Origin of the sequence: Pedobacter sp. FW305-3-2-15-E-R2A2, from assembly GCF_038446955.1 — a bacterium.
Taxonomy (GTDB): Bacteria; Bacteroidota; Bacteroidia; order Sphingobacteriales; family Sphingobacteriaceae; genus Pedobacter.
The window spans coordinates 5,334,839-5,355,315 of record NZ_CP151803.1 but is presented as its reverse complement, the minus strand read 5'-3'; the positions used below and the strand labels follow the sequence as shown (position 1 = coordinate 5,355,315).

Genomic DNA, 20,477 nt, shown 5'->3' with positions numbered 1-20,477 from the left:
AGAGTTGATTGGCTCTTTTTATATTGATTATTAGTTGATTATAATTTTATAGCTATGGAAGAAAGGAAAACAGTAAAGGCATTGCGTCAAAGAATTAAGGTTCTGGAAAAGTTGCTTCTGGAGGAAGTTCTTAAAAACGACCTTATGAATGAAAAGTTAGGTTTAACGAATATTAAAGTTAAGTCCTGTCCGGTCAACTAAGCAGAAAGAATCAAATGAAAGAGAAAATCAATCATATTGACATTCCAATCGTACAGTTGCTGGAATGTACTGATGCAGCTTTGACTTCCATATTTGGAGGAATGGTTACTGAAGTACGTGGTCAGCTCCGGATCAGGAAGGAAAAAGGAGAATTGTGGTTAGGTTCATTGGGCTGTCAGGGTTTTTGCCCCTTCAAAGGTTGTCCTGGCCATGAGCTTCCAGATTAATATATTTTAAAAATTTTACGCTTTAAATAAATCACCTTGGCAAGAATAAGAACTGTTAAACCCGCTTTTTTAAGACATGAAAAATTACAGGATCTGGAGCATGAAAACCCCGGACAGTACATTATGATTGTGTTTATGGGCTTGTGGATGCTGTCAGACAGCAAGGGCCGGTTTGAATATAAGCCCCGGTCTATGAAACTGGATATCTTACCCTTTCTGGATTATGACATGCAGAAAAGTCTGGAAGTCCTGGAAAAGAATGGCTTCATCAGGTCTTACGAGGTGAACGGATGCCGGTATGGAATTGTTCCTACTTTCAGAGATCATCAGCGGATTACGGGGAAGGAGCTGACCGAAGGGGAGAAGTTTCCCGCGGAGCCGGATTTGAATGTGCAGGAAGCGGAGGGGGAAACGTTGGTGAAACATCCGGTTGTACAGGAGAGGAAAGGAAGGGAACAGGAAGAGGAACAGGATGAGGAAGGGAGCGTAGGCGAAAAAGCTCCTCTTTCTGAAATGAATTTTGATTTACGGGATAAGGTGATGAAATATTTTGGCTTTAATGAAATGGCAAATTTTGATAAACTGAGAGCAGTCTCTGCTTTTGTGAGATGTCTTCAGCATTCAGACCGGCTGGTATATTTTGAAGAGCAGTTTGACGCTTATGTAGCATTTAAGACCATCAACGATAGCTTCCCCCATTCTTTTAAAAAGTTTTTGGGTACTGACGAACAGCTTTTTCAGGATGGTGCCTGGAATGGAGAGAACTGGATCAGGAAGCTGGAAGCTGAAAAAGAAAAGAAGGCTGTCAGAAAAACAAAGGTACTTCATTCTTCTTCCAGAGGAGTGGAAGCTGCGATGGAATGGGGCAATATAGAAAGGAGGGGATCCTGATGATAAAGCAGATTGGACCTATTGCTGCAAATCCTCTTGCATTGCCTTCCATCAGGAATCATCAGGATCAGGACATCTTTCAGGTCATTCTGATGTCTTTGGCTAAATCTTATACAGATCTGGGCAGGGAACAACCTCCTCAGAAGGACAAAGATTACCTGGCAAATGAGCTTGCAGACAGTCTCCCAAGAAAGTTCCCCTCTATCAGGTTACATGAGATTCCTTTGGCTTTTTCCAATGGGATCCGGGAAAAATACGGGACATTTTATGGGCTCAGTGTGGTCACCTTTGAAAAATTCATTGAGGCACACCTGAATAGTGAAGCCCGGGAGCAGCAGGCTAAAGAAGCGCTGATTCCAAAGCAAAATAAGGTTCCTGATCTGGCGACTCAATTTGAGGTGGCGAAAGGAAATGCGCTCAATGCATTTCAGGACCTGAGGTCGGGAAAAGAGATCATCTCCGGATCAGTGGTGTATGGCTTTTTAGATCAGCTCGGCCTTTTGCAGTTTAGTGTTTCCCAGAAATGGGAGTTGGTAGAGGAAGCCTGTTTGTCTCTGACGGGGACATTCCAACAGCAACTGATTAATACTGCCCCTATGATCAAAAGAGAAGAGATCCAGCGAAAAATAAATGCATTGAAGGATCGCTCTGCGGTAGACATGATACGAAACATGTCCAAACGGCTCGGCACTTCCGCTTTCTTTAAATCCTGCATGTTAGAGGAGCTGGATCTGGAAGCGCTAATCGAAGAACGGAGAGAACGGTTTTTTACTTTAAACAAAACGACACATGAAAATTGAACCAACCATACCTAATATAAAAAGAGATGACCTGGAAAGGTTTATTCAGCTTTTCGAGCCCAGTAAATACAAAAGACTAAGAAACGGAATTGAAGTCCGCGGACAACCGGAACTGGAGTTGAATGTAGCTATGGCAAAAGCATTGGTCTTGAACCAGGGGCTCCGGCTTACCATTATCTCGGACGCAAATATGGCGACATACCGGGCCTTTGAAGTAAGAGAAATACATTAAAATAAACATTTTTATTCATTTGGTTTGTGCTAAATTAAACTATGAAGCACAAATAACATTAGCCTGATAGATTGCTATGGAATACAGCTCAAATTTAATGATCTCCGTTTTACGAAAAGAGTATCCGGAAATCGCACAAAGAATCACAAGAAAAATAAAAGAAACATTGCCAGGGGAGCAATTAACCGACCTTTCGAATATCGGGAAGATCATCGCTACTTTCAAAAGAGAAAAGCAGGTGAAGACCGACAACTGGACCAATGGGAAGGGAAAGGCCAATATCACTTATAAAAGAGATTTGCTCGTTGCTGTCTTACTGTTGTTTTATGATCCTGAAAAAATCATGCAGCTGGTCCGCAGAAATACCATCCCAGGTATTCTGAAGCAGGCCTCTGTTTTAATTGGGACTTCGCAGGAAGTGCTCAGTATGTCGACTCCGGGAGTAATCGTTGCCTTTAAAGCCTACGAAGATTTCAGGGAAGAAGTTTATCGTCTTTACGATCTGATCCGCATTGAACATCGCTTTTTTGAGTAATAAGGCTCAAAAATTACACAGGAGTTAGTCTCCGTTATATCCAATATTATGAAAAAAGAACTCAACACCAGGTATCCTCTGAAGAGGGAAAAACAAAGCATCGCATTTGCGGAAGGATTGGTCAGTCTTGAACAGTATACCACAAATCCGGAACTGACGATCAGGATTAAAGGACATTATACTGCAGACCAGCTTTCTGACTTGCAAAATGCAGTTGACGAGGTTTTAAAACACCATAACAGGTAACCAACAGAATTATAAATTAATAAGAACAAGGAAGATGATAGGATTTAGCAACACGCCGAAACTGACAACAATTGATTTGTCTACGCTTAAACCGGAGCAGATCGTGTATTTCTGCAGTACGAAAAACATTGATCAGCAAAGAGCGGAACTGGCTAATTTGGTTTGGGATGAGCAGCTGGCAAATGCCCTGGAAGAAAAAACGAAATACTATTTTATTGTGACTACTGATTTGGAATATGATGTGGTTTCTGGAGTTTTACTGGAGCCCTTATTGAAAAAGTGGAATAAGATTCAGGCACCGGTAAATGCCAAAGGAAGAAAAAGTATAAAACATTTCATCCATAGCCTGAATTAAGGGTTTTTTAGGGGAAAACTTTATGATCCGGCGACCATAAAGTCTAAAAAAATAAAGTTAGAATCATTAGCCGTACCTTTATATCACTGCTCACAACGACTGAAAAACACGATCAGGATGATGAAATTCAGGGCTTATTCAGGTGTAGATTAATGACCTGTAATGGGTGAGGTCTTGGTGGTCAGAAGCAATTAAATATCTAAAAACAGAACAATGAGTTATTCATCAATTGAGATTGTAAATGTGCTAAATCAAACTATTGCGAACAGCATATTGATGAGCGATGCACAGAAACCAAATGGAAGTATTTATAAGGACGAGCGGCCTACCGGTTCAGTCCTTGAAGACCTGGTTGTCCTGGCACTTAGCTTTGACAGGGAGGATGTGCAGCAAGGGGTATTAAAATTAAATATCTATGTGCCTAACCTGGTTTTTCCGGAACGTCCTGAAGACAAATATCTTCCTGATACGGTACGCATGCTTTACTTATCCAGGCTGGCCAATACGGCACTCGGGGAAGGGGAGGAAATCTGGGACCCATCCGGGAAGTTCTGTTTCGAGATCCTGATGGATAAGATTGAGCACAACGAAGCAAGGGAACACTATGTCAGTTTCGACATACAATTTTACGCAATTAATTAAATCACAAATAAAAACAACAAATCATGGGCAAAATTTACGGCTTAAAAGCCATTACAATGGGAGATCCAGCTGCAGACGGTGGCATGGGAACAGCACTTACAGAAGTATTCGGAGCAACAGTAAAAGGTACGGCTACCTTAACCTCTACTGAACCTACCAGTGAAGAAGTAGAAATCGAAGAAACAGATGAGCTGTATGATGAGATCCAGACTAAAGCAGGATCATGGTCATTAAAAGCAAGTACTTACAATATTTCTGCAGAAACGATGAAGAAATTATTTGGTGGTACGGTAGCAGGAACTGCTCCAAACCAAACCTGGAGTGCACCGGTAGGTGGTGTTAGTGTGGCTGTTCATCAGTCGGTGAGCGCAGAAACCAGAGGTGGTGCCAAGTTCAATTTCGTGAAAATGAAATTAACTGCAACGGCTAACATCTCTTTCGATAAAGCAAAGTTAGGACAGATTGACTGGACAGGTAAAGTACTTACCCCGGACAAAGCTGGAACTCCTGCGATGTCGATCGTATTCGGTCCTACAGTTTAAGGTAGAGTTTAGTTTAACAATGAGGGTGCCACAAGGCGCCCTCTTTACTCATTAAAGATGCAAGAACAAGAGATATTGAGGAAAGTCGGTGAGGCTTTAACCCAGAAGAATAAAACTATTGAGATCGAGATCAAACCTGCTGGCAAACTGCAGAAACTCCTTATGAAAAAGGGCTTTTTGAAGTCGAAGAAAGTGTTTAAGATCAGTCCGATTTTAGTAGGAAACCGGTATCGGGTTTCTGCGGTGGCAGTAAACCTGCCCAAGGATATTTTTCAGAATGGAAAGGTTAACCTGACTAAAGCCTGGGAGGCCATACAGAAGCATACAGACGATTTCATCTATGTGGTTGGGGTTTGTATTCAGAATACAGAAAAGGAGCCTTCCAGGAAGCTGCTGCGCAGTCTTCGCTGGATGGATGATCAGCAGTTTCTTAAAATTCTGGATGCTTCTCTGAGCCAGGCAGGTGTGGCCAGTTTTATGAATTCTATCGTCTTGATCAGCGGCGCAAGTGTGCTGAATGTGGAGGAGCCGGCTGCGAATCCTGCTCCGGAACAGGAATAGTTCAAGATGAGCCTAAAGATGCCGGGGGAGTTGATAGCCCCTGGAGTTTACTCGGGAGTTACCGAAAATATTTTAAATGCAGCAGAACAGAGGTTTTGTGGGGCATGAGCTGGGTGAATTTTACAATGGACCTGGCCACCATACCTGGGATAGATACCGATAAAAAAGAGGAGGATGAGTTCATTTCTCCTGAAGAAGAAGAATTAGAATTAAGAAAACAAGGATATTAACATGAGCACAGCAGAAGGAAATTTAAATTTTAGAAGTACACTGGACGATTCACAGTTTCAGGCGGCTATAGGACGTATGGAAGTGAATGTAGGATCGATGACTGATCAGATCACCAATCAGAATGGGGAATTGGAAACCTTTGCGAAAAAAATGACTGAATTCGCGAATAGCATCTTTTCCTTTGAGAGTATAGGTGAATTCGTGAAATCTGTAGCTAAGGTTAGAGGGGAGTATCAACAATTGGAAATCACTTTCTCAACATTACTTAAAAGTAAGTCGTCTGCTGATGTCTTGATGGCAAATCTTTCTTCTTTTGCTGGAAGAACACCTTTTGGACTTAAAGAAACGGCTGATGCTGCCAGACAAATGCTCGTTTATGGTTCCTCGACGAAAACGGTAATGACCGAATTAAAGATGTTGGGTGAAGTCGCTATTGCCACGTCATCCCCAATCGGGAATTTAGCAAATGTATATAGTGCACTGAAAAGCAAAGAAAATATATCTCTAACAGACGTAGATGACTTGGCGAAAACTGGCATTCCGATTTATGAGGAACTGGCCGAGATACTTAGTAAAAGCAAAGAAAAGGTTTCTGAATTGGTATCAACCGGACAGGTTGGCTTTCCACTTATCGAGGAGGCATTTCAAAGGATGACTAATGTTGGAGGAAGTTTCTATGGAGTAATGAGTACTCAGTCGCAAACGCTTAATGGCCAACTTGAACATCTGAACAGTTCCTGGGAAACTATGTTGAATACATTAGGACAAAATCAGGAAGGACTATTAGGGAATGGAATAGAAGCTGCTATTGCCTTAGTAGATAATTATGAGAGAGTTATCGAAGCGATACAGGGATTGGTTATAATTTATGGAGCGTATAAAACAGCTTTAGCTGTAACGAATATTGCAATCATATTTTCGGCTACCGCAACCAATTCTCTGGGTGCTGCTACAAGAGTATGGTCGGCTATAGAGGTATTGCAATATGGTATACTTGTGGCTAAAGAGAAAATTATTACAGTTTTAACAAGTAAACAGACTGCATTAATGCTTAGTACGGCTGCATACACTGCAGTAATAGGTGCCTTAGTTGCAATTGGTTATTCTTATCTCCAGTATCAAGATGCTGCTGAAATTGCCGAAGAGTCGCTTGAGAAGGCTAGACGAAAAGGGGCTGTGGCTTTCGAAGATGAGGAAGAAAGAATAAAAGGGCTGATCAATATTATTAGTGATTATACGAGAACGAAAGTCGAACAAAAAGCAGCTTATGACGAATTGAATGCAACTACCAATGGAGTTTTGGAGAAGTATTCATTGGAGGCGGTTGCAGCAGGTGGAGCAGATGGGGCTATTCGTAGCTATCTTAATTCAGTTAAGTCTGCTGCTTCAGTAGAAAGTGAGTATAGCTCTTATAAAGAGCTTGAAAAAAAACTCAAAGCGCTGAATACCGATGGTATTGAGGCCGTGGGAACATTGGATAAACTTTGGATATCCTTAAAGAGGACATTTGCACCAACTTCACAAGGTTTAAGCTGGAGTTCCTGGTTGAATGAGCTGACTAGTGGAAGCGCCGCGGAAGCGGGGATTATTAATGATAGGAAAAATACATTTTTAAATGCCCAGAAGGATATTTTGAAAGGTAAAAATGGCAAAGGAGTTCAAGGGAAGATAGCTGAAGAGAAAGATGCCAGAAATGAAACCCTCACAGGGTTAAAAGGTGGGGAGTACCAGAAATTTAATAATGTTTTTGCGCAGGGGAATATCATGTCTAATTTTGATAAGCTGCTGAAACTTGCTCCAAATAAGGCGGCTCTGACTAAGTTAAAGGGAACTACTGAAGGTATTATTGATGCATTAGCTCCTGGTGATGAGAGTATTCTGAATTATCGTAAAAAAGTTGATAAGTTAGATAAGGTCTTAAAACAATATAGTAGCCAAAATAAACCTGTAAATCCGAAAAACGATGAGAGGAAAAAATTTCTGGAAGAGCTTAAAAGAGAAGCTGGTTCAGGAAGTAAAACTGAAGAAGAGGGATTACAGGGTATTATTAATAAATATGCAGGAAAGCTTTCTAAAGCAAAAGAGATAAAAGCTGGTAGTGAAGCTATATCTATCATTAAACAGCTTCAGGTACGTGACACGGATAAATTCCTGGCTGAAAAGGATATCATGAATTTAAAGGGTGAAATTTCTTCAAAGAAAACATTATTTGCAGAATACGAGGAGTTTAAAACAAAGGTCGGCAAGGAGGAGGCGGATAAAAGATTCAAGTTAAGCTTAAATAATTTTGAAGATTATGGTGCATACCTGAGATCAAAGGAAGCGGAGTTAAATTCAAAAAAAGATCCGACCGTTGCGGATAAAAAGAAATTGGCCATTTTATCAGATGAAAGCACAGAATTTGCAAAGCAGAAACAAGATCAGGAAACAGAACGTTTCGTCAAAGCTTACAAGGAGGCGGAGACTTTTGCTCAAAAGAAATTGGCGCTGGAGAAAGATTTCGATGAGAAAGTCAGGGCACTGAAGAAAGGTCAGGGGGGAAAGATTGATGATGAGCAACTTAAAAATTTAAAAGCGGGTCATGACGCTGGAATTAATGCAGCAAAAGAAGAGGCTTTTCAGAAAAGTGTGATCTATAAAAAACTCAGTAAGGATACGTTGATCTTAACCAGAGAGCAGATAGAAAAACAAATCGCGACCATGCGCTCCTTACTCGATGATCCCAGTATTACTGGAGATGTTAAATCTGGAATTGCCGGCAATTTGAAAGACCTGGAAGTTCGTTTACATTCAGGCGTTGGTAAATCCAATTTTCAGGCACTTGAAAGACGGAAAAATGCCATCGTTAGCAATCTGGGGGAACGTAGTTCCAGGACAGGTGAAAAGGATCCTGTTAATGAGAAGGCAATTAAGGACCTTAACGCAGAGCTTGTTGAAGTCAAATCTAAGATGGATGACATCAATGCCAGGGGATTAAAAGGTTTCATGAACAGCCTGAAAGATAATAAAGCTTTACAGGGTTTGTCCACTGGTTTAGGTCTGGCATCTGATGCAGCCTCAATGATGTCTCAGGCATTGGGAGGAGTAGATACAGAAGCTGGTTATACCATGGATACGATCGGACAGCTTGCAGGGGCTGCAGGAGATCTTGCTGGATCCATCGTGTCGGGAGATCCTGCAAAAATTGTAGGTTCTGCAATAAAAGCAGTTGGAACATTATTCTCGATTGGTAAACGCGTTCGGGAAATGAACGAAAAAGCTAAAAAGGAGGTGGCTGACTTTTACTCAAATGCAATTAAAGGAGAAAGGGAGTATCAGGATTCTTTGAAGGAACGGGCTTTACAACGTGTTCGCGATAATAAAACAGCGCTGAATGGGATAAAGGATGAGCTTAAAATCCGTCAGGATCAGATGGCTGGCTGGAAACAGGAGTCTGAGGAGATCATGGGCAAGCTGAGTGGAATGAGCAGTATTGCCAGTGAAACCTATAAGCACGGGACCTGGTTCAGAAAAGCCAAAGTCATCAAGACTTATGAAAGCCTCGAGGGGAAAGACTACGGTCAGTTAAGTCAATTGCTCTCCCAGGGGAAACTGGAAGGAGATGCCAAAGCGTTAGTAGAAAGGTTAAAGGAACTGGAACAGAAAGGTTTTGATGCGGAAAAGGCAATTGCTGATTTGGCTAAACAGACCAACGAGATATTCACCGGAACGAATTCTGATAACCTTACAAACAGCCTTTTAGGAATGTTTAAAGAAGGGAAGACAGGTGCTCAGGATCTTGCTGATTTCTTTAAGCAAACAATGGACGATGCTGCCCTCAGCATTTTTAAGAACAAGATCCTTGCGGGAGCTATGGAGAATTTCTATAAGGAGTTTGCAAAAAGAGGAGTAAGCGGGGAAGAGTTAACCGATACCGAGATTTCAGAGCTGGAAGGCATCTTTAACAATTCCATGGCAAATGCGGCAAAAGAATATGAGGCGCTTAAAAAAATCACTGGCAGGGACCCTTCAAGTGGTGGTGCAGGTCCATCTGGATTAACCGGAGCAAGCAGTATAAAAAGAGAAATAACAGAAGAGACCGCGGGCGTGCTTACCGGATTATGGAGGGGACAATTTGACCTAACAAAGCAGCTTGTTACTTTATCTATGGAGAGAAATGCGGTGGTAAATACTGTTGGAGTAAATGCCATGGAGCTATTGAATGTAGCCAGGTCAAACTTTGATGTCGCTTTAAAGATCGAGTCAAATACCTACAGAACAGCGAACAATACAGATGGGATTTCTGGTAAACTGGATCAGATCATTGTGAATACTCAGCCATCAATGGGAACCAGGTCATTAGGATAATATGAATACGTACAGATTGAATAATATAGATCTTGGGAGTTTCGGATTCATTGCCGGAAAGCAAAACGAAAGTAATATTGCCTTAACAGGATGCTTTGATATGCCTGCCCGAATTGGAAAGACATTCCATAGCTGGGGAGATGAACACAGTATCGAGCCTTATGTTTCTGCATCGGAAATTCAATTTGGAGGAAGGAGCATTTCACTAACTGGTTATATCTATGGCTCGAATAGAGCAGATTGCCAGAGTAAAGCTACCTCTGTATTTAAACAGATTGATGGTTTTACAGATCTCGTTCCTCTGACATGCAAATGGGGAACCTATCAGGTTTATGTAAATGAACCGGTATTGGGTAATTTTTTAGGAGACCATGCGCTGAAAATTTCTTTTAGCTTTCGCGAACCGGTAGTTGAAATGAATGGTGTACTTCCTGTCGCCACTGGGGCATCTTATGGTATAGACGGAATTAGCTTTAAGGAATTGGGTGGTGTATTGGTTTCCTCCAATGGAGGACAATTCAATAGGCCTGCCCCTAGATCCCAAACGGTGAATGTTTGGGGGAAAGAGGGCTACGCTGTTACAAAAACGGAAACAAACGAACTGAACCTTAAAATATTTATTGACCAGTCAGGTTTGGTAGATTTCAAAAATAAAATAAGTTCGTTGTCTGCTTTGTTAGCTGCACCTGGAATGAGGGTTTTTGTGCCTGAAAGAGGAACTCCTTTTAGTTTTTTTGTCAAGGATGGCTTTAAGGTAACGAATGTGTTTAGTCATGTCAACCGGATGACCGGAATGCTGGAATGTAAAATCACTGGCGGCAATGTAGGGGTATTGGCCCTTTTGCCGCCAGTGGTAAACGCAGGCAATGATTATACTTTAGACCCCTCAATAAATCAGATATTGATTACATCTGCTTCCGTAACTCCAAGAAGTGGAGCTTTAATTGTTTCTGTTTTGTGGGAATTGGCCTATACTGAGCCATTCGGATTGTCGCTCAATATCCTTAATGAGGATACGTTGTTTCCCCTGGTAAAGGGCATTGACAACCGAGGTGTTTACCACTTGAAATTAACGGCCAGAGATAGCAATGGGAACAGCTCTGAGGCGTTTACGAAAATCATTTCCAGAGACCAACCCATAACTAATGTATTTCCATTTACCTTTTCTTACAACTTATTATAATGGCAAAAATAACAACGCCCGACAAGCAGTCGGGGCATACACATAGCGCGCAGGAATACAATGCTTTTAAAGCCGCGATAAATGATATATATGACGGGTTTGATCCAGATGGTAAAGTCTTGCTTGCAAAATTACCTGACCTCTTTTTTACAGGGCTTAAAGGTTCTGGTACAGAAGCTGATCCATTTGCTTTGAATGGTTCGGGAGGGCAGGCAAGTGCTGAAGAATATCTTAAGGCCTTACCTGGATTTCAAGCCGGTATAGAAAAAATCCTTTATGGGGGTGGACTCGCTGGATTTTCCTGGGGACCAATACCATCGGGTTCATTGGAGAAGTTGGGAAATACATTGTTAACGCTGGGGACAGCTTCAGTAAACTCCATACCGTTAAGTTGGACCGGAATTACCGATGCTCAGTTTTATTCTGTACAGCGGTCTGAAAATGAGTTTTTTAATAATGCTGTTGTTGTTTATAACGGATCGTTATTGAGTTTTTCTGAATCTGATTTAATTGCGAATACAACTTATTATTATCGGGTGAGAGCAATGGCATCAGGATTTGCGCCAGGAAATTGGTCTTCAGGATCAAAAACAACCTTATTAACAGGAGATATTACACCTCCTGCACCAACTTCTGGTGTGGTAAATGACAATACGAACACCTTTGATTGGACCAATTCAGCCGGGTACCAGAGCATTAGTAATTATGAATATACAATTGACGGAGGGAATACTTATTCGCCGGCAACAGTGAAACCGGTTCTGATTGGTAATCTGAACAAGGCCATTGGCCAGGTAGGAGTCAGGATAAAAGCTGAAGCTGGCAGAACGGTGTCGGCAACCTTGTTTAACAATACCGCTTTTAGTAAAACTCTGGATACGCCATCAGCTCCTGTTAACCCGGTGACTGATAATACGGCAGATTTGTTTAACTGGACCTATAGTCCTGGATTTTCAATTCCTTCGAACTACGAAATCACCTTAGATGCGGGGACTTCATGGAGCACGGTAGCTGAGAAGCCATATTATGTGGGAAATGTTGCCAAAGCCATTGGCGAAATCGGAGTTAGAGTGAAAGCTGTTCCGGGCATTAATAATAACTCGGCTACACTATTTAATAGTGCTCCGTTTACCGTTGCTTTAGCTGCAACAATTCCGGTAACCACCTGGAGAGAAGCTGCTGCGCTTACGATCAATGGTAACAGTCTGATCTCCATAGCTGGCGACAATGATAACTATGCCTGGGCTTCCTCTTCAGTAAGATTGCCGGCTGGCGGATCTGGCTTTGTGATGTTTGATTTGGCTGCACCAAATGCTCAGACTTCAAATGGTATCTTTTTAGGTTTATCAGTGGGGGCTTCAAGGGAATCTAATGCTTCGATGTCCTTTAGGATTCAGGGGATTGACAATAATAGAATAATTGGTGGAAAAAACGGACAATATCCGATCAGCCCATCATTGCCGATCTCTACGCAGTCAAAAGCCAGGATGAGAGCTGATGGAATCAATATCTATTCGGAATATAGTACGGATGCCGGAACGTCATGGACAATCTTGAATACGGGGGTACAACCCGCATCGGATTTATATGTGAAAGTGTATACAGATACGCCTGGTCAGCATTTGGTTAATGTTGTTCAGTCAGGCTTAACGGTAGGATAATTATGGTAAGAATTAAAGGCCGGAATTTAAGGAAATCGGGAGGAATAACACCTCCTGATCCTTCAAAAAAAGTGGAAATTAGAATTACGCTTAATGAGGGGTTTAGTAATCCTTCAGTTGATTTTTCAGTATTAAAGTACAATAAGAAGTCAGGATTTATCATGGCAAAGGACGATGGTTTTGTAGAGGATTACACCATCGGTTATGCCTATCTTAAAGGGGGTATTGTTGCTGCAGATGGCGTAATTTATCCTGGTGTCAGGTATACTGATGGCGCGGGTAAAGCAGTAACCTACAAAATGACTTTTGCTTTCAATACGGCAACGCCCAAAACGGGAGCTGCGGGAAATGACTACCTCACGAGCTGGGCGCAGTATAAGGAAATTGTCGCCGGTGGATTTGACTTGTCTAATCATAGTCATGCGCACTCCGGCTACGATAAACTCTTCCAGGTAAAAGAGAATGAACGCATCACTTTTAATGAAACAGGATGGAGACATAGAACATTTGTTATCCCGACGGTTGATGAAGGTTATGCCAATACTGCACCGAATCTTGGTTATCTCATGGTGGGCAGCTCATTTGGTGATCCTGCGAGAGATGATTTTGAAGGAGCTACTGCAGATACTTACGGAGTGTACTGGGGAGGAAAGCTCAATGCGGGTAATTTCAGACGTGATAAGTTGCTTTTTAACAGACTCTATACCGGAGAGGGGAATCCCGGGGACCTTGACGCGATAAAAGATCTGGTAAATACAGTGATTACCGGAAATCAGGATGGGTCCGCGAATTATGTTGGACATTGGTTTTCTCATGGTTTAAAGGATGCCAACAGTGATACATTTGATCAATGGAAAAATCTAATCCAATATATTAGAAACCATCCCGGAAATAACGATACGGTCTGGATGGCTGGTATGCAGGAATTTTCCGAATACTTTGAGGTGAAAGACCTGGCGTTAACGAGTCAGATCCTGAATGGTCGGGAATTGATGGTAACACTGGATCTCTCTAATGTTTCTGCACGAAATAAGTGGAGGGATATGTCTCTGGTTTTAAAAGGAGGGACAATAAATACAGTTACAGTAAGTGGTGCCGATGATTTTAGTTTTAACCCGGGCAGTGGCCTGATTAATATTTATAAAATGAATCAGGCCATTTCTAATCCTGCTAGTGATCTGCTGCCTGCTCAAATTACAAAGGCCGTCAGATCAGGGAATTCAGTGTTGATCAGCTACGATAAAGCCGTTACGCAATCCGTTTATAGCAATTCAAGAGGAAATGCTTACAAAATATCAGGCAATAGTGTATTGAACATCACCGGATCTGGTAAGAACTGGGTAATAAATTGCCAGGATCCGGTCGGTGCTTCTGCCACGATGGATTACAGGATGCAACGGGGAAACGCAGCGGATGGCGACGGACTTAAGGTCTGCTCTTACATCGGATATCCTATAACCTTGTAAGGCTTAATAAAGGAAGCCTGCCTCGAAAAAAAATACAAATAACCTATTGAAGATTGAATATAGAGGGCAATCGTCCATATGTAATCAGCAGGAAACTCAGATCATTAGAAATAATATGAATGCATATAGATTAAACAACATAGACCTGAGGCACTTAGGCTTTATCCCCGGAAAGCAAAATGCGAGTAATATCGCATTGGCAGGGTGCTTTGATATGCCGGCAAGAACCGGGAAAACTTTTCATAGCTGGGGAGGTGAACATGGCATCGAGCCTTATGTTTCTGCCGCTGAAATTAGCTTTGGCGGAAGGGAAATTTCGTTGGTCGGTTATGTATATGGGAATGGTAAGCTGGATTGCACAAATAAGGCGAACAGGATCTTTGAACTGGTAGATAGTTTCTCAGATCTTGTTCCGCTAAGTTGTAAGTGGGGTACCTATCAGGTGTATGTAAATCAATCGGTGACCGGAGCTTTTATCGGAGACAAAGCCTTGAGAATGATCTTCAATTTCTTTGAGCCTGTCGTCGTTATGGGGGGCAGTAAAACACCAGGCACCAATGCGGAATATGGAATAGATGGGATTAGTTTTAAAGACCTTGGGGCGACATTATTGCGGTTTGCAGGAGACAGGGCCAGTCGGCCGGCGCCAAAAGCGCTAGGTTTTACTTCGGAAGCAGATGGCTTAGGTTTAAAAAAAACAGAGGCGAGGGAAATTACCTTAAAAATGTTTATAGATCAACCCGATCAGGCATCATTCATGGCAACATTGGATAGATTTTATGCGCTTTTTTCTGCTCCGGGACTACGAAAGCTGAGTCTTCCGAATGACCTTAGCCGGCAATTTTTTGTAAAGGACGGTTTTAAGGTCAGCAATATAAATAGTTGGCCAAACCGTATGACAGGTATCATAGAATGCAAAACCACCGAGTCTGGTGTGTTGGAAACATATGCTGACCTGATCGACAACTCGAGCCGAAAAATAACGAGCAGTTTTAACAATTTAATTAAGGTAAAAATATGAGCGAATTGATATTCCCGGATGGTGCTAATGGGGTTTCGAATCCCATTGGCAGCGAAAAAATAATGGCCGCCAAGGCTGGTGATGGAAAGATTATTTACATCCTGGTTTCGGATGTGATTAAAGGATTGGCTCCCTTGAATGCGCTGACCGCTTACCAGTCAAAGTTAGCCAGTGGTGTCAATATAAAGATGGTTAATGGAAATAGCATTCTTGGTCCTGGAGAAATCACCTTTAAAACGATAAACGGCCAGGGGATCGGTGGTTCCGGAGATATTAAAATATCCGGAATAGAAGAACCAAAGCTGGAATATGTAATAGATAATAACGGAAGCATAACGGTATAGAAGCAGTATGAAAAAACTAATATTAAGAAAAGACCTTATCCTGGATTCAGCAGATAAGAGGCCAGGATTAAAAGGTCAGGAACTACTGGTTCAGCAAGATGCAACAGGTGGGCACTCTATCACTCTTAAAGAAGGTAATGATGGAGTGGTCACTGTGGGTAGAAAACCAGGAGCGGTTACGTTGCTCAGCTACAGAAATGACGACGTAAAGTCCTACTGGACCAGCGAAATTTTGACTCCAGAAGTGGTTCTTATGCCTCCCTCGACAATCACCGATCTTAGGGTTGATCTGACAGATACTTTTGCGACCAGGATTAGCTGGACAAGCCCAAGAGGGTATGATAATGTAGCCGATAAACCGACTGATTCTTTTCATTTGATCATCAACGAGGGAGATATTGATCCAACCTATACGTATAATACGGTTAAGCTTACACTTACTCCGGACTTGCCTGGAATTAGAGCCTCACATATTATTGCAGATCTTGAGCCAGGCAGAACATTTCACATCGCTGTTCTTTCTGAAAAAATATCATTCGGAAAATCCTCGGTATCGAAAATGTCTAATATAGTCCGCTTTACAACCTTGTCGTTGAATGGTGGTGAGAAAGATCCTCCTAAAAGAATTGCACTTTACAAGAACAAGATTTATGATCCATTTATCATGACAGAATTTAAGCATGGTGAGCGGTTAACCAATAATCCTACATTCAGCAGGCTGGCAGATCAGGACTATATTATTGACAACAATGGGGTTCCGGAAGGTGTACCTCCGATATCTCCTGTAACCAGTTTGTTTATGTATGGACTTCAAAGTCCGGAATGGTACAACGTAGGAATGTATGAGATTACTTTTGAGCTGGATGGATTATATGACTTGGATTACTGTTATATCTTAATGGGAAATCCTTCAAAAGGATATTTTAAATTATATGGATCAGCAGATGGACTGAATAAATTTGAAATGTTTGACCGGATACAGACCCCTTTGAATGGAAACGACTGGCAAAAAATCCCGCTAAATAAGGAGAAGAGTAAAGATGTTCGATACCTGATATTTGCCACTCCCGAAAGACAAATTATCATCGATGGCTTTGTTCCATACGGAAAGAAAAAAGGAACGCATTCTTATACAGGCGTAAAACATAAAAGACAAAGCCCTGTAAGAACCCTTGATAAAAGAATGGGAACCAATGCCTTTTTTGGGGAAGAGAATATGGATATGATGGGCAAAATAAGTTCCATGACCAGGTATTATAATAACCCGGACTGGATTTTGTCTGACCCTTTTAAAGTAAAAGGAAGCAACCAGAATGCCACTCCAGGTGATATTGTTCTTTTGATGCGCTTGTCTCATATGTGGGATTTTGAAGCAAAAATGAGAGACGCCATTGCAAACGGACAAGAGATCCTCTTTAATCTGCAGTACTCACCATCTTATCTGAGAACCGTAGATGTCCCTTCTGAAGACAAGGTAAAGCCGGTAGATCCGGGATTAGACTTTAAGAATTTGGCGGTAACCACCAATCCAAACAGTTATACACACATCTCGAGGATCATGTTTATGCTGGTTGGGAGGCTTGGGTTTAATACCCAAATAGATAAGAACCTGATTCGTTTTGCAGAGAATGATGGAGCAGTGGGGCTTGGTCTGGCTAGATATTTTGAATTTGGTAATGAAAATGAAGCACATTGGAAAGGGGAGGATGGTTATTGGAATGCGCATGAAATTGCAGCCATTTTATCTGCCATTTATGATGGGCATATGGGGACAATGGGCGTCGGTTTTGGAATTAAAAATGCAGATCCAAATGCGAAGTTGCTGATCCCCGGCATGGTGAATGCAGATCATGATTTCATTCGTGATATGATGTTGTGGTGGGACCATAAAAGAGGGCAAGGGAATTATCCTTTGGATGCTTTGAACTTTCACCATTATAACAATTATGAAGCAGAGCCTTATACGGCCGTATATAGTGATATACCAGCCTGGGGATTACCCCCTGAGCATGGGTCACTGATTATGGAATTGACTGCAATTAATGAATTCAGACAGGTTTTTATGCCTAATAAAGAGCTCTGGTGCACAGAAATGGGCTATGATGAAACTTTAGGTGGAATGATTGCACCCAGAGACCGAACACAAAACCTTCGTTCAAAACATAAAGCTGCATGGCTGATGAGAATGCATATGGTGAGTGATTACTGTGGGATTGACATTACAAATCAGTATTGGTATGGAATGGACAATATCAAACTTTCAGACCTTGCAGAAGATGCTTTCCACAGAGAGAAATTTCTGACCTCCGGAGTAGTCGATGGAATACTGGCATTTAACGATTGGAACAGGACTCCCAGGATTGGTTGGTGGTACCTTTCTGCCTTTAAAAAAGCAATGACGGGCTGGAGTTTATCGCATGTTGTAGTTAAGGCCGGAGAAAACCAAATCTTACAGAATGATGTTGTTAAAACTTATCATCCTGACCTATGGGTTTTTGCGTATAAGAAAGGAGAAGAGACTTGCCTGGTAGCCTGGTTAGGTACTGATGAATGGAAAACATTTGAATTGCTCATCAACGTGGCCGCTCCGGAGAGCGGGATAGCGGTATTGAGATTTGATGATCAGGAAATCAGAAAAACAGAAGATCCTATGATGATCAATACCGTTCCTGAAAGTGACTCATCGGGGAAATACATTAGAACGACGGTTAACGAATTCCCTATTATCATAAAAACAGGAAACATAGGGATTAAAAAACTGATTGATCCCATTGATTTTCGTGCTGCGCCGATCAGTGCTGCTGCAGTAAAGTTATCCTGGGAAGATAAGAATATCGGTCTGAATAAAACAAAGATATTTAGCAGTACCTCACCTGAAAGCGGATTTACGCTCATTAAAACTGAATATTTTGACCGTGCCGAAGCTGTCGTCGATGGTCTGGAGGAGAACACTTTCTATTACTTCAAAATACAGTTTGAAAATGGTGCGGAGCTGTCTGATTTGTCTGTTGACAAGGCTGCAAAGACTTTTGCAGTCCTGGAAGCACCTACCGATCTAAGTACGGTCAGCGCGACCTCAAGTACGATTACGCTTTCCTGGTATTTCCCGGTTGTTAATGAACGGAAGGTAGAAAAATTTGTCCTCTATAGAAGCACGGAGTTGAATGGTGATTATCTTGGAGTAACCAGATTAGGTAAATCTGAAAGGACTTACAGAGATATTGGGCTGGTGGCCAACACCGCATATTTTTACAAAATAAGAACGGTTAACGGACCGTCAATCAGTAATTTTAGCTTTGTCCATTCTAGCACTACGGGAGCACCAAATTTGTTGCCACCTAAAGTGGTGTCTGCGAATACCGATTCTTCCGGCTCTTATGTCGACTTGACATTTGATGAAGAATTAAAGGATCAGTCTACTGCAATCAACGCCTTTACGGTAGTCGAAATGTTATCAGCTGGCGGCTATATTGTTCATACCGTTTATAAGGTGGAAGCAGGCATTGATAAAACAAAGGTGAAGGTGTTTGTGCAGTTGACCTTGTTTAAGTCTTCGACGGTTACTGTTGCCTATGATGCCGGATTGGGTGCATTAAAGTCTGTTTATAATATTGCAGTAAGCACATTTAGCAATCAGTCGGTTGCCAATATAATCTCACTTGATCTTTCACCTGTTCTGGAATGGAGGGAGTCCTCAGGGATTACATCCACTAGAAATACCTATTCCGGAACAGCAGATCAGTCGCAGGGAGTGTTCGCGTTGATTCTTGAAGCAGGTGGAGTAGGTTTGATTCGAATGAGTTTATTGCCGGGTGTTTCGTCCCTGTTCCTGGGGATGGATCCGGAGAGTATTCCTGAAGCATTTAATTCTCTTGATTATTATATTTTCAGAACAGATGGCGTTGTGGACATCAAGAGACTGGACGTCTATATGAGGGAAACCCAACAAATTGAATTGGGGATCGTTCAGATCAGAACAGATGGAACAACGATTTATTTTGAGGTCAGTTATGACAATGGGCTCAGCTTTGTCACCGCTAAAACAAGTCCTCAGCCAAACCTGAAGATGTATTTCAAACTATATGGGGGGAATGGATCAAAAGCGGTGAACCTGGTGCATTCAGGATTGATATTGGAATACTTGTCGACCATTCCTGATGCTCCGGTAGTTTCCGGAAACAATTATTCCCGTATGCTGACTGCTTATTCTCCTCTTGGAGATAGCGAAATCATCATGAATGTAGACAATGCCCCGGTTAATTCACCTTTTCTCGCTTATCCCGGAAGCATCAATGTGGGAAATGCAGCTGTGCCAGCAGGAAGGTGGATGTTTAAAATAAAAGCTGACGGCGCAAGAAGAGAAAGTGAGTTGTCGTTCAGTCCGGCATTTAGTGAAAGTTTAATCGGCGGTACGCCTGTAATTCCTTCCGATTGGCTGGAGAAAGAGCTTTACCTGAATATAGAGGGGAACAACCTCTGGGGGAATGGAAATGCGCGCTCTAAGCTTTACCTGCCTGCGGGATCGAATGGACTTATTCAGGGGTCCGGAGATTTAGCCATTCTTTTGGATACCGATGTTGCTGAATTAAAGACTTTTACCGATACCCCATATGGAATTAAGCGAAATCATGCGGGCGACAGTGTCCAGATTGAAGCTTGTGCTAACGGGGAGAAAACTCCGCTTGGTAATACACCAAGGTTTGTGGTGGAAAGGCTTCGTGTTGATGATACGAAGGTCTATTTTGAATATTCATTAGACAATGAAATCAGTTGGATCTCCGCGCATCAGCTTCCAAGGATTGCTGGAAATTTATACTTCAAAATCGGCTTTGGCGATGGAACTGATCTGGTCATGAATGGCCTGTATTATTCCGGTTTTCTCAAGGTTGAATAATACCTTGTTAAAGGGCTCAATGCTTTATGATTCTGGCCTTATAAAGCCTTGTAATGTAGGTTTAAAGCTGTTTTGGGTACCTTTATGTTAATTAATCA

The 20,477-nt window shown here is 41.9% G+C and carries 17 protein-coding genes; all 17 read left to right on the top strand.

Annotated features, from left to right (window positions below; genetic code table 11):
• Window positions 1-215: 215 nt before the first annotated feature.
• The 17 genes from AAFF35_RS21650 to AAFF35_RS21570 all read left to right on the top strand — a co-directional run bounded on the left by AAFF35_RS21650 (window position 216) and on the right by AAFF35_RS21570 (window position 20,379).
• Complete coding sequence (locus tag AAFF35_RS21650) at window positions 216-428, top strand: hypothetical protein (protein WP_342328625.1); 213 nt, start codon at window positions 216-218, stop codon at window positions 426-428.
• Between the two features lie 36 nt (window positions 429-464).
• Complete coding sequence (locus tag AAFF35_RS21645; protein ID WP_342328624.1) at window positions 465-1,319, top strand: hypothetical protein; 855 nt, start codon at window positions 465-467, stop codon at window positions 1,317-1,319.
• Complete coding sequence (locus AAFF35_RS21640; RefSeq protein ID WP_342328623.1) at window positions 1,319-2,119, top strand: hypothetical protein; 801 nt, start codon at window positions 1,319-1,321, stop codon at window positions 2,117-2,119. Before AAFF35_RS21645 ends, AAFF35_RS21640 begins: the two co-directional genes overlap by 1 nt.
• Complete coding sequence (locus tag AAFF35_RS21635; protein WP_342328622.1) at window positions 2,109-2,351, top strand: hypothetical protein; 243 nt, start codon at window positions 2,109-2,111, stop codon at window positions 2,349-2,351. Before AAFF35_RS21640 ends, AAFF35_RS21635 begins: the two co-directional genes overlap by 11 nt.
• 76 nt (window positions 2,352-2,427) lie before the next feature.
• Entirely contained in the window at window positions 2,428-2,886 is a 459-nt protein-coding gene (locus AAFF35_RS21630) for a hypothetical protein (RefSeq protein ID WP_342328620.1), read from the top strand.
• Window positions 2,887-2,934: 48 nt separating this feature from the next.
• The gene (locus AAFF35_RS21625; protein ID WP_342328618.1) at window positions 2,935-3,132 is read left to right on the top strand and encodes a hypothetical protein; all 198 of its coding nucleotides are present in this window, start codon (window positions 2,935-2,937) and stop codon (window positions 3,130-3,132) included.
• A gap of 34 nt (window positions 3,133-3,166) precedes the next feature.
• The gene (locus tag AAFF35_RS21620) at window positions 3,167-3,487 is read left to right on the top strand and encodes a hypothetical protein (protein WP_342328617.1); all 321 of its coding nucleotides are present in this window, start codon (window positions 3,167-3,169) and stop codon (window positions 3,485-3,487) included.
• Between the two features lie 213 nt (window positions 3,488-3,700).
• Window positions 3,701-4,129 carry a hypothetical protein gene (locus tag AAFF35_RS21615; RefSeq protein ID WP_342328616.1) on the top strand — a complete coding sequence of 143 codons (429 nt, stop codon included), beginning with the start codon at window positions 3,701-3,703 and terminating at the stop codon, window positions 4,127-4,129.
• A gap of 23 nt (window positions 4,130-4,152) precedes the next feature.
• Window positions 4,153-4,671: a hypothetical protein gene (locus AAFF35_RS21610; protein WP_342328615.1), complete on the top strand. Its 519-nt coding sequence runs from the start codon at window positions 4,153-4,155 to the stop codon at window positions 4,669-4,671.
• Window positions 4,672-4,728: 57 nt separating this feature from the next.
• Window positions 4,729-5,232, top strand: coding sequence for a hypothetical protein (locus AAFF35_RS21605; RefSeq protein WP_342328614.1), 504 nt, complete (start codon window positions 4,729-4,731; stop codon window positions 5,230-5,232).
• Between the two features lie 231 nt (window positions 5,233-5,463).
• Complete coding sequence (locus tag AAFF35_RS21600; protein WP_342328613.1) at window positions 5,464-9,810, top strand: tape measure protein; 4,347 nt, start codon at window positions 5,464-5,466, stop codon at window positions 9,808-9,810.
• A gap of 1 nt (window position 9,811) precedes the next feature.
• On the top strand, window positions 9,812-10,993 hold the full coding sequence (locus AAFF35_RS21595) for a hypothetical protein (RefSeq protein WP_342328612.1): 1,182 nt from the start codon (window positions 9,812-9,814) through the stop codon (window positions 10,991-10,993).
• Window positions 10,993-12,654 carry a hypothetical protein gene (locus tag AAFF35_RS21590; protein WP_342328611.1) on the top strand — a complete coding sequence of 554 codons (1,662 nt, stop codon included), beginning with the start codon at window positions 10,993-10,995 and terminating at the stop codon, window positions 12,652-12,654. The genes AAFF35_RS21595 and AAFF35_RS21590 overlap by 1 nt, the downstream gene beginning before the upstream one ends.
• A 2-nt stretch (window positions 12,655-12,656) precedes the next feature.
• Window positions 12,657-14,120, top strand: coding sequence for a hypothetical protein (locus tag AAFF35_RS21585; protein ID WP_342328610.1), 1,464 nt, complete (start codon window positions 12,657-12,659; stop codon window positions 14,118-14,120).
• Between the two features lie 115 nt (window positions 14,121-14,235).
• Window positions 14,236-15,141, top strand: a complete 906-nt coding sequence (locus tag AAFF35_RS21580; RefSeq protein ID WP_342328609.1) for a hypothetical protein — start codon at window positions 14,236-14,238, stop codon at window positions 15,139-15,141.
• Entirely contained in the window at window positions 15,138-15,485 is a 348-nt protein-coding gene (locus tag AAFF35_RS21575; protein ID WP_342328608.1) for a hypothetical protein, read from the top strand. The genes AAFF35_RS21580 and AAFF35_RS21575 overlap by 4 nt, the downstream gene beginning before the upstream one ends.
• 7 nt (window positions 15,486-15,492) lie before the next feature.
• Window positions 15,493-20,379 (top strand): fibronectin type III domain-containing protein, encoded by a 4,887-nt coding sequence (locus AAFF35_RS21570; RefSeq protein ID WP_342328607.1) that lies wholly within the window; start codon window positions 15,493-15,495, stop codon window positions 20,377-20,379.
• Window positions 20,380-20,477: the final 98 nt, after the last annotated feature.

Bases quoted from the DNA above. Each gene is read 5' to 3' on its own strand.
- AAFF35_RS21650 (WP_342328625.1), top strand. From the start codon at position 216: ATGAAAGAGAAAATCAATCATATTGACATTCCAATCGTACAGTTGCTG.
- AAFF35_RS21640 (WP_342328623.1), top strand. From the start codon at position 1,319: ATGATAAAGCAGATTGGACCTATTGCTGCAAATCCTCTTGCATTGCCT.
- AAFF35_RS21635 (WP_342328622.1), top strand. From the start codon at position 2,109: ATGAAAATTGAACCAACCATACCTAATATAAAAAGAGATGACCTGGAA.
- AAFF35_RS21630 (WP_342328620.1), top strand. From the start codon at position 2,428: ATGGAATACAGCTCAAATTTAATGATCTCCGTTTTACGAAAAGAGTAT.
- AAFF35_RS21625 (WP_342328618.1), top strand. From the start codon at position 2,935: ATGAAAAAAGAACTCAACACCAGGTATCCTCTGAAGAGGGAAAAACAA.
- AAFF35_RS21620 (WP_342328617.1), top strand. From the start codon at position 3,167: ATGATAGGATTTAGCAACACGCCGAAACTGACAACAATTGATTTGTCT.
- AAFF35_RS21615 (WP_342328616.1), top strand. From the start codon at position 3,701: ATGAGTTATTCATCAATTGAGATTGTAAATGTGCTAAATCAAACTATT.
- AAFF35_RS21610 (WP_342328615.1), top strand. From the start codon at position 4,153: ATGGGCAAAATTTACGGCTTAAAAGCCATTACAATGGGAGATCCAGCT.
- AAFF35_RS21605 (WP_342328614.1), top strand. From the start codon at position 4,729: ATGCAAGAACAAGAGATATTGAGGAAAGTCGGTGAGGCTTTAACCCAG.
- AAFF35_RS21600 (WP_342328613.1), top strand. From the start codon at position 5,464: ATGAGCACAGCAGAAGGAAATTTAAATTTTAGAAGTACACTGGACGAT.
- AAFF35_RS21595 (WP_342328612.1), top strand. From the start codon at position 9,812: ATGAATACGTACAGATTGAATAATATAGATCTTGGGAGTTTCGGATTC.
- AAFF35_RS21590 (WP_342328611.1), top strand. From the start codon at position 10,993: ATGGCAAAAATAACAACGCCCGACAAGCAGTCGGGGCATACACATAGC.
- AAFF35_RS21585 (WP_342328610.1), top strand. From the start codon at position 12,657: ATGGTAAGAATTAAAGGCCGGAATTTAAGGAAATCGGGAGGAATAACA.
- AAFF35_RS21580 (WP_342328609.1), top strand. From the start codon at position 14,236: ATGAATGCATATAGATTAAACAACATAGACCTGAGGCACTTAGGCTTT.
- AAFF35_RS21575 (WP_342328608.1), top strand. From the start codon at position 15,138: ATGAGCGAATTGATATTCCCGGATGGTGCTAATGGGGTTTCGAATCCC.
- AAFF35_RS21570 (WP_342328607.1), top strand. From the start codon at position 15,493: ATGAAAAAACTAATATTAAGAAAAGACCTTATCCTGGATTCAGCAGAT.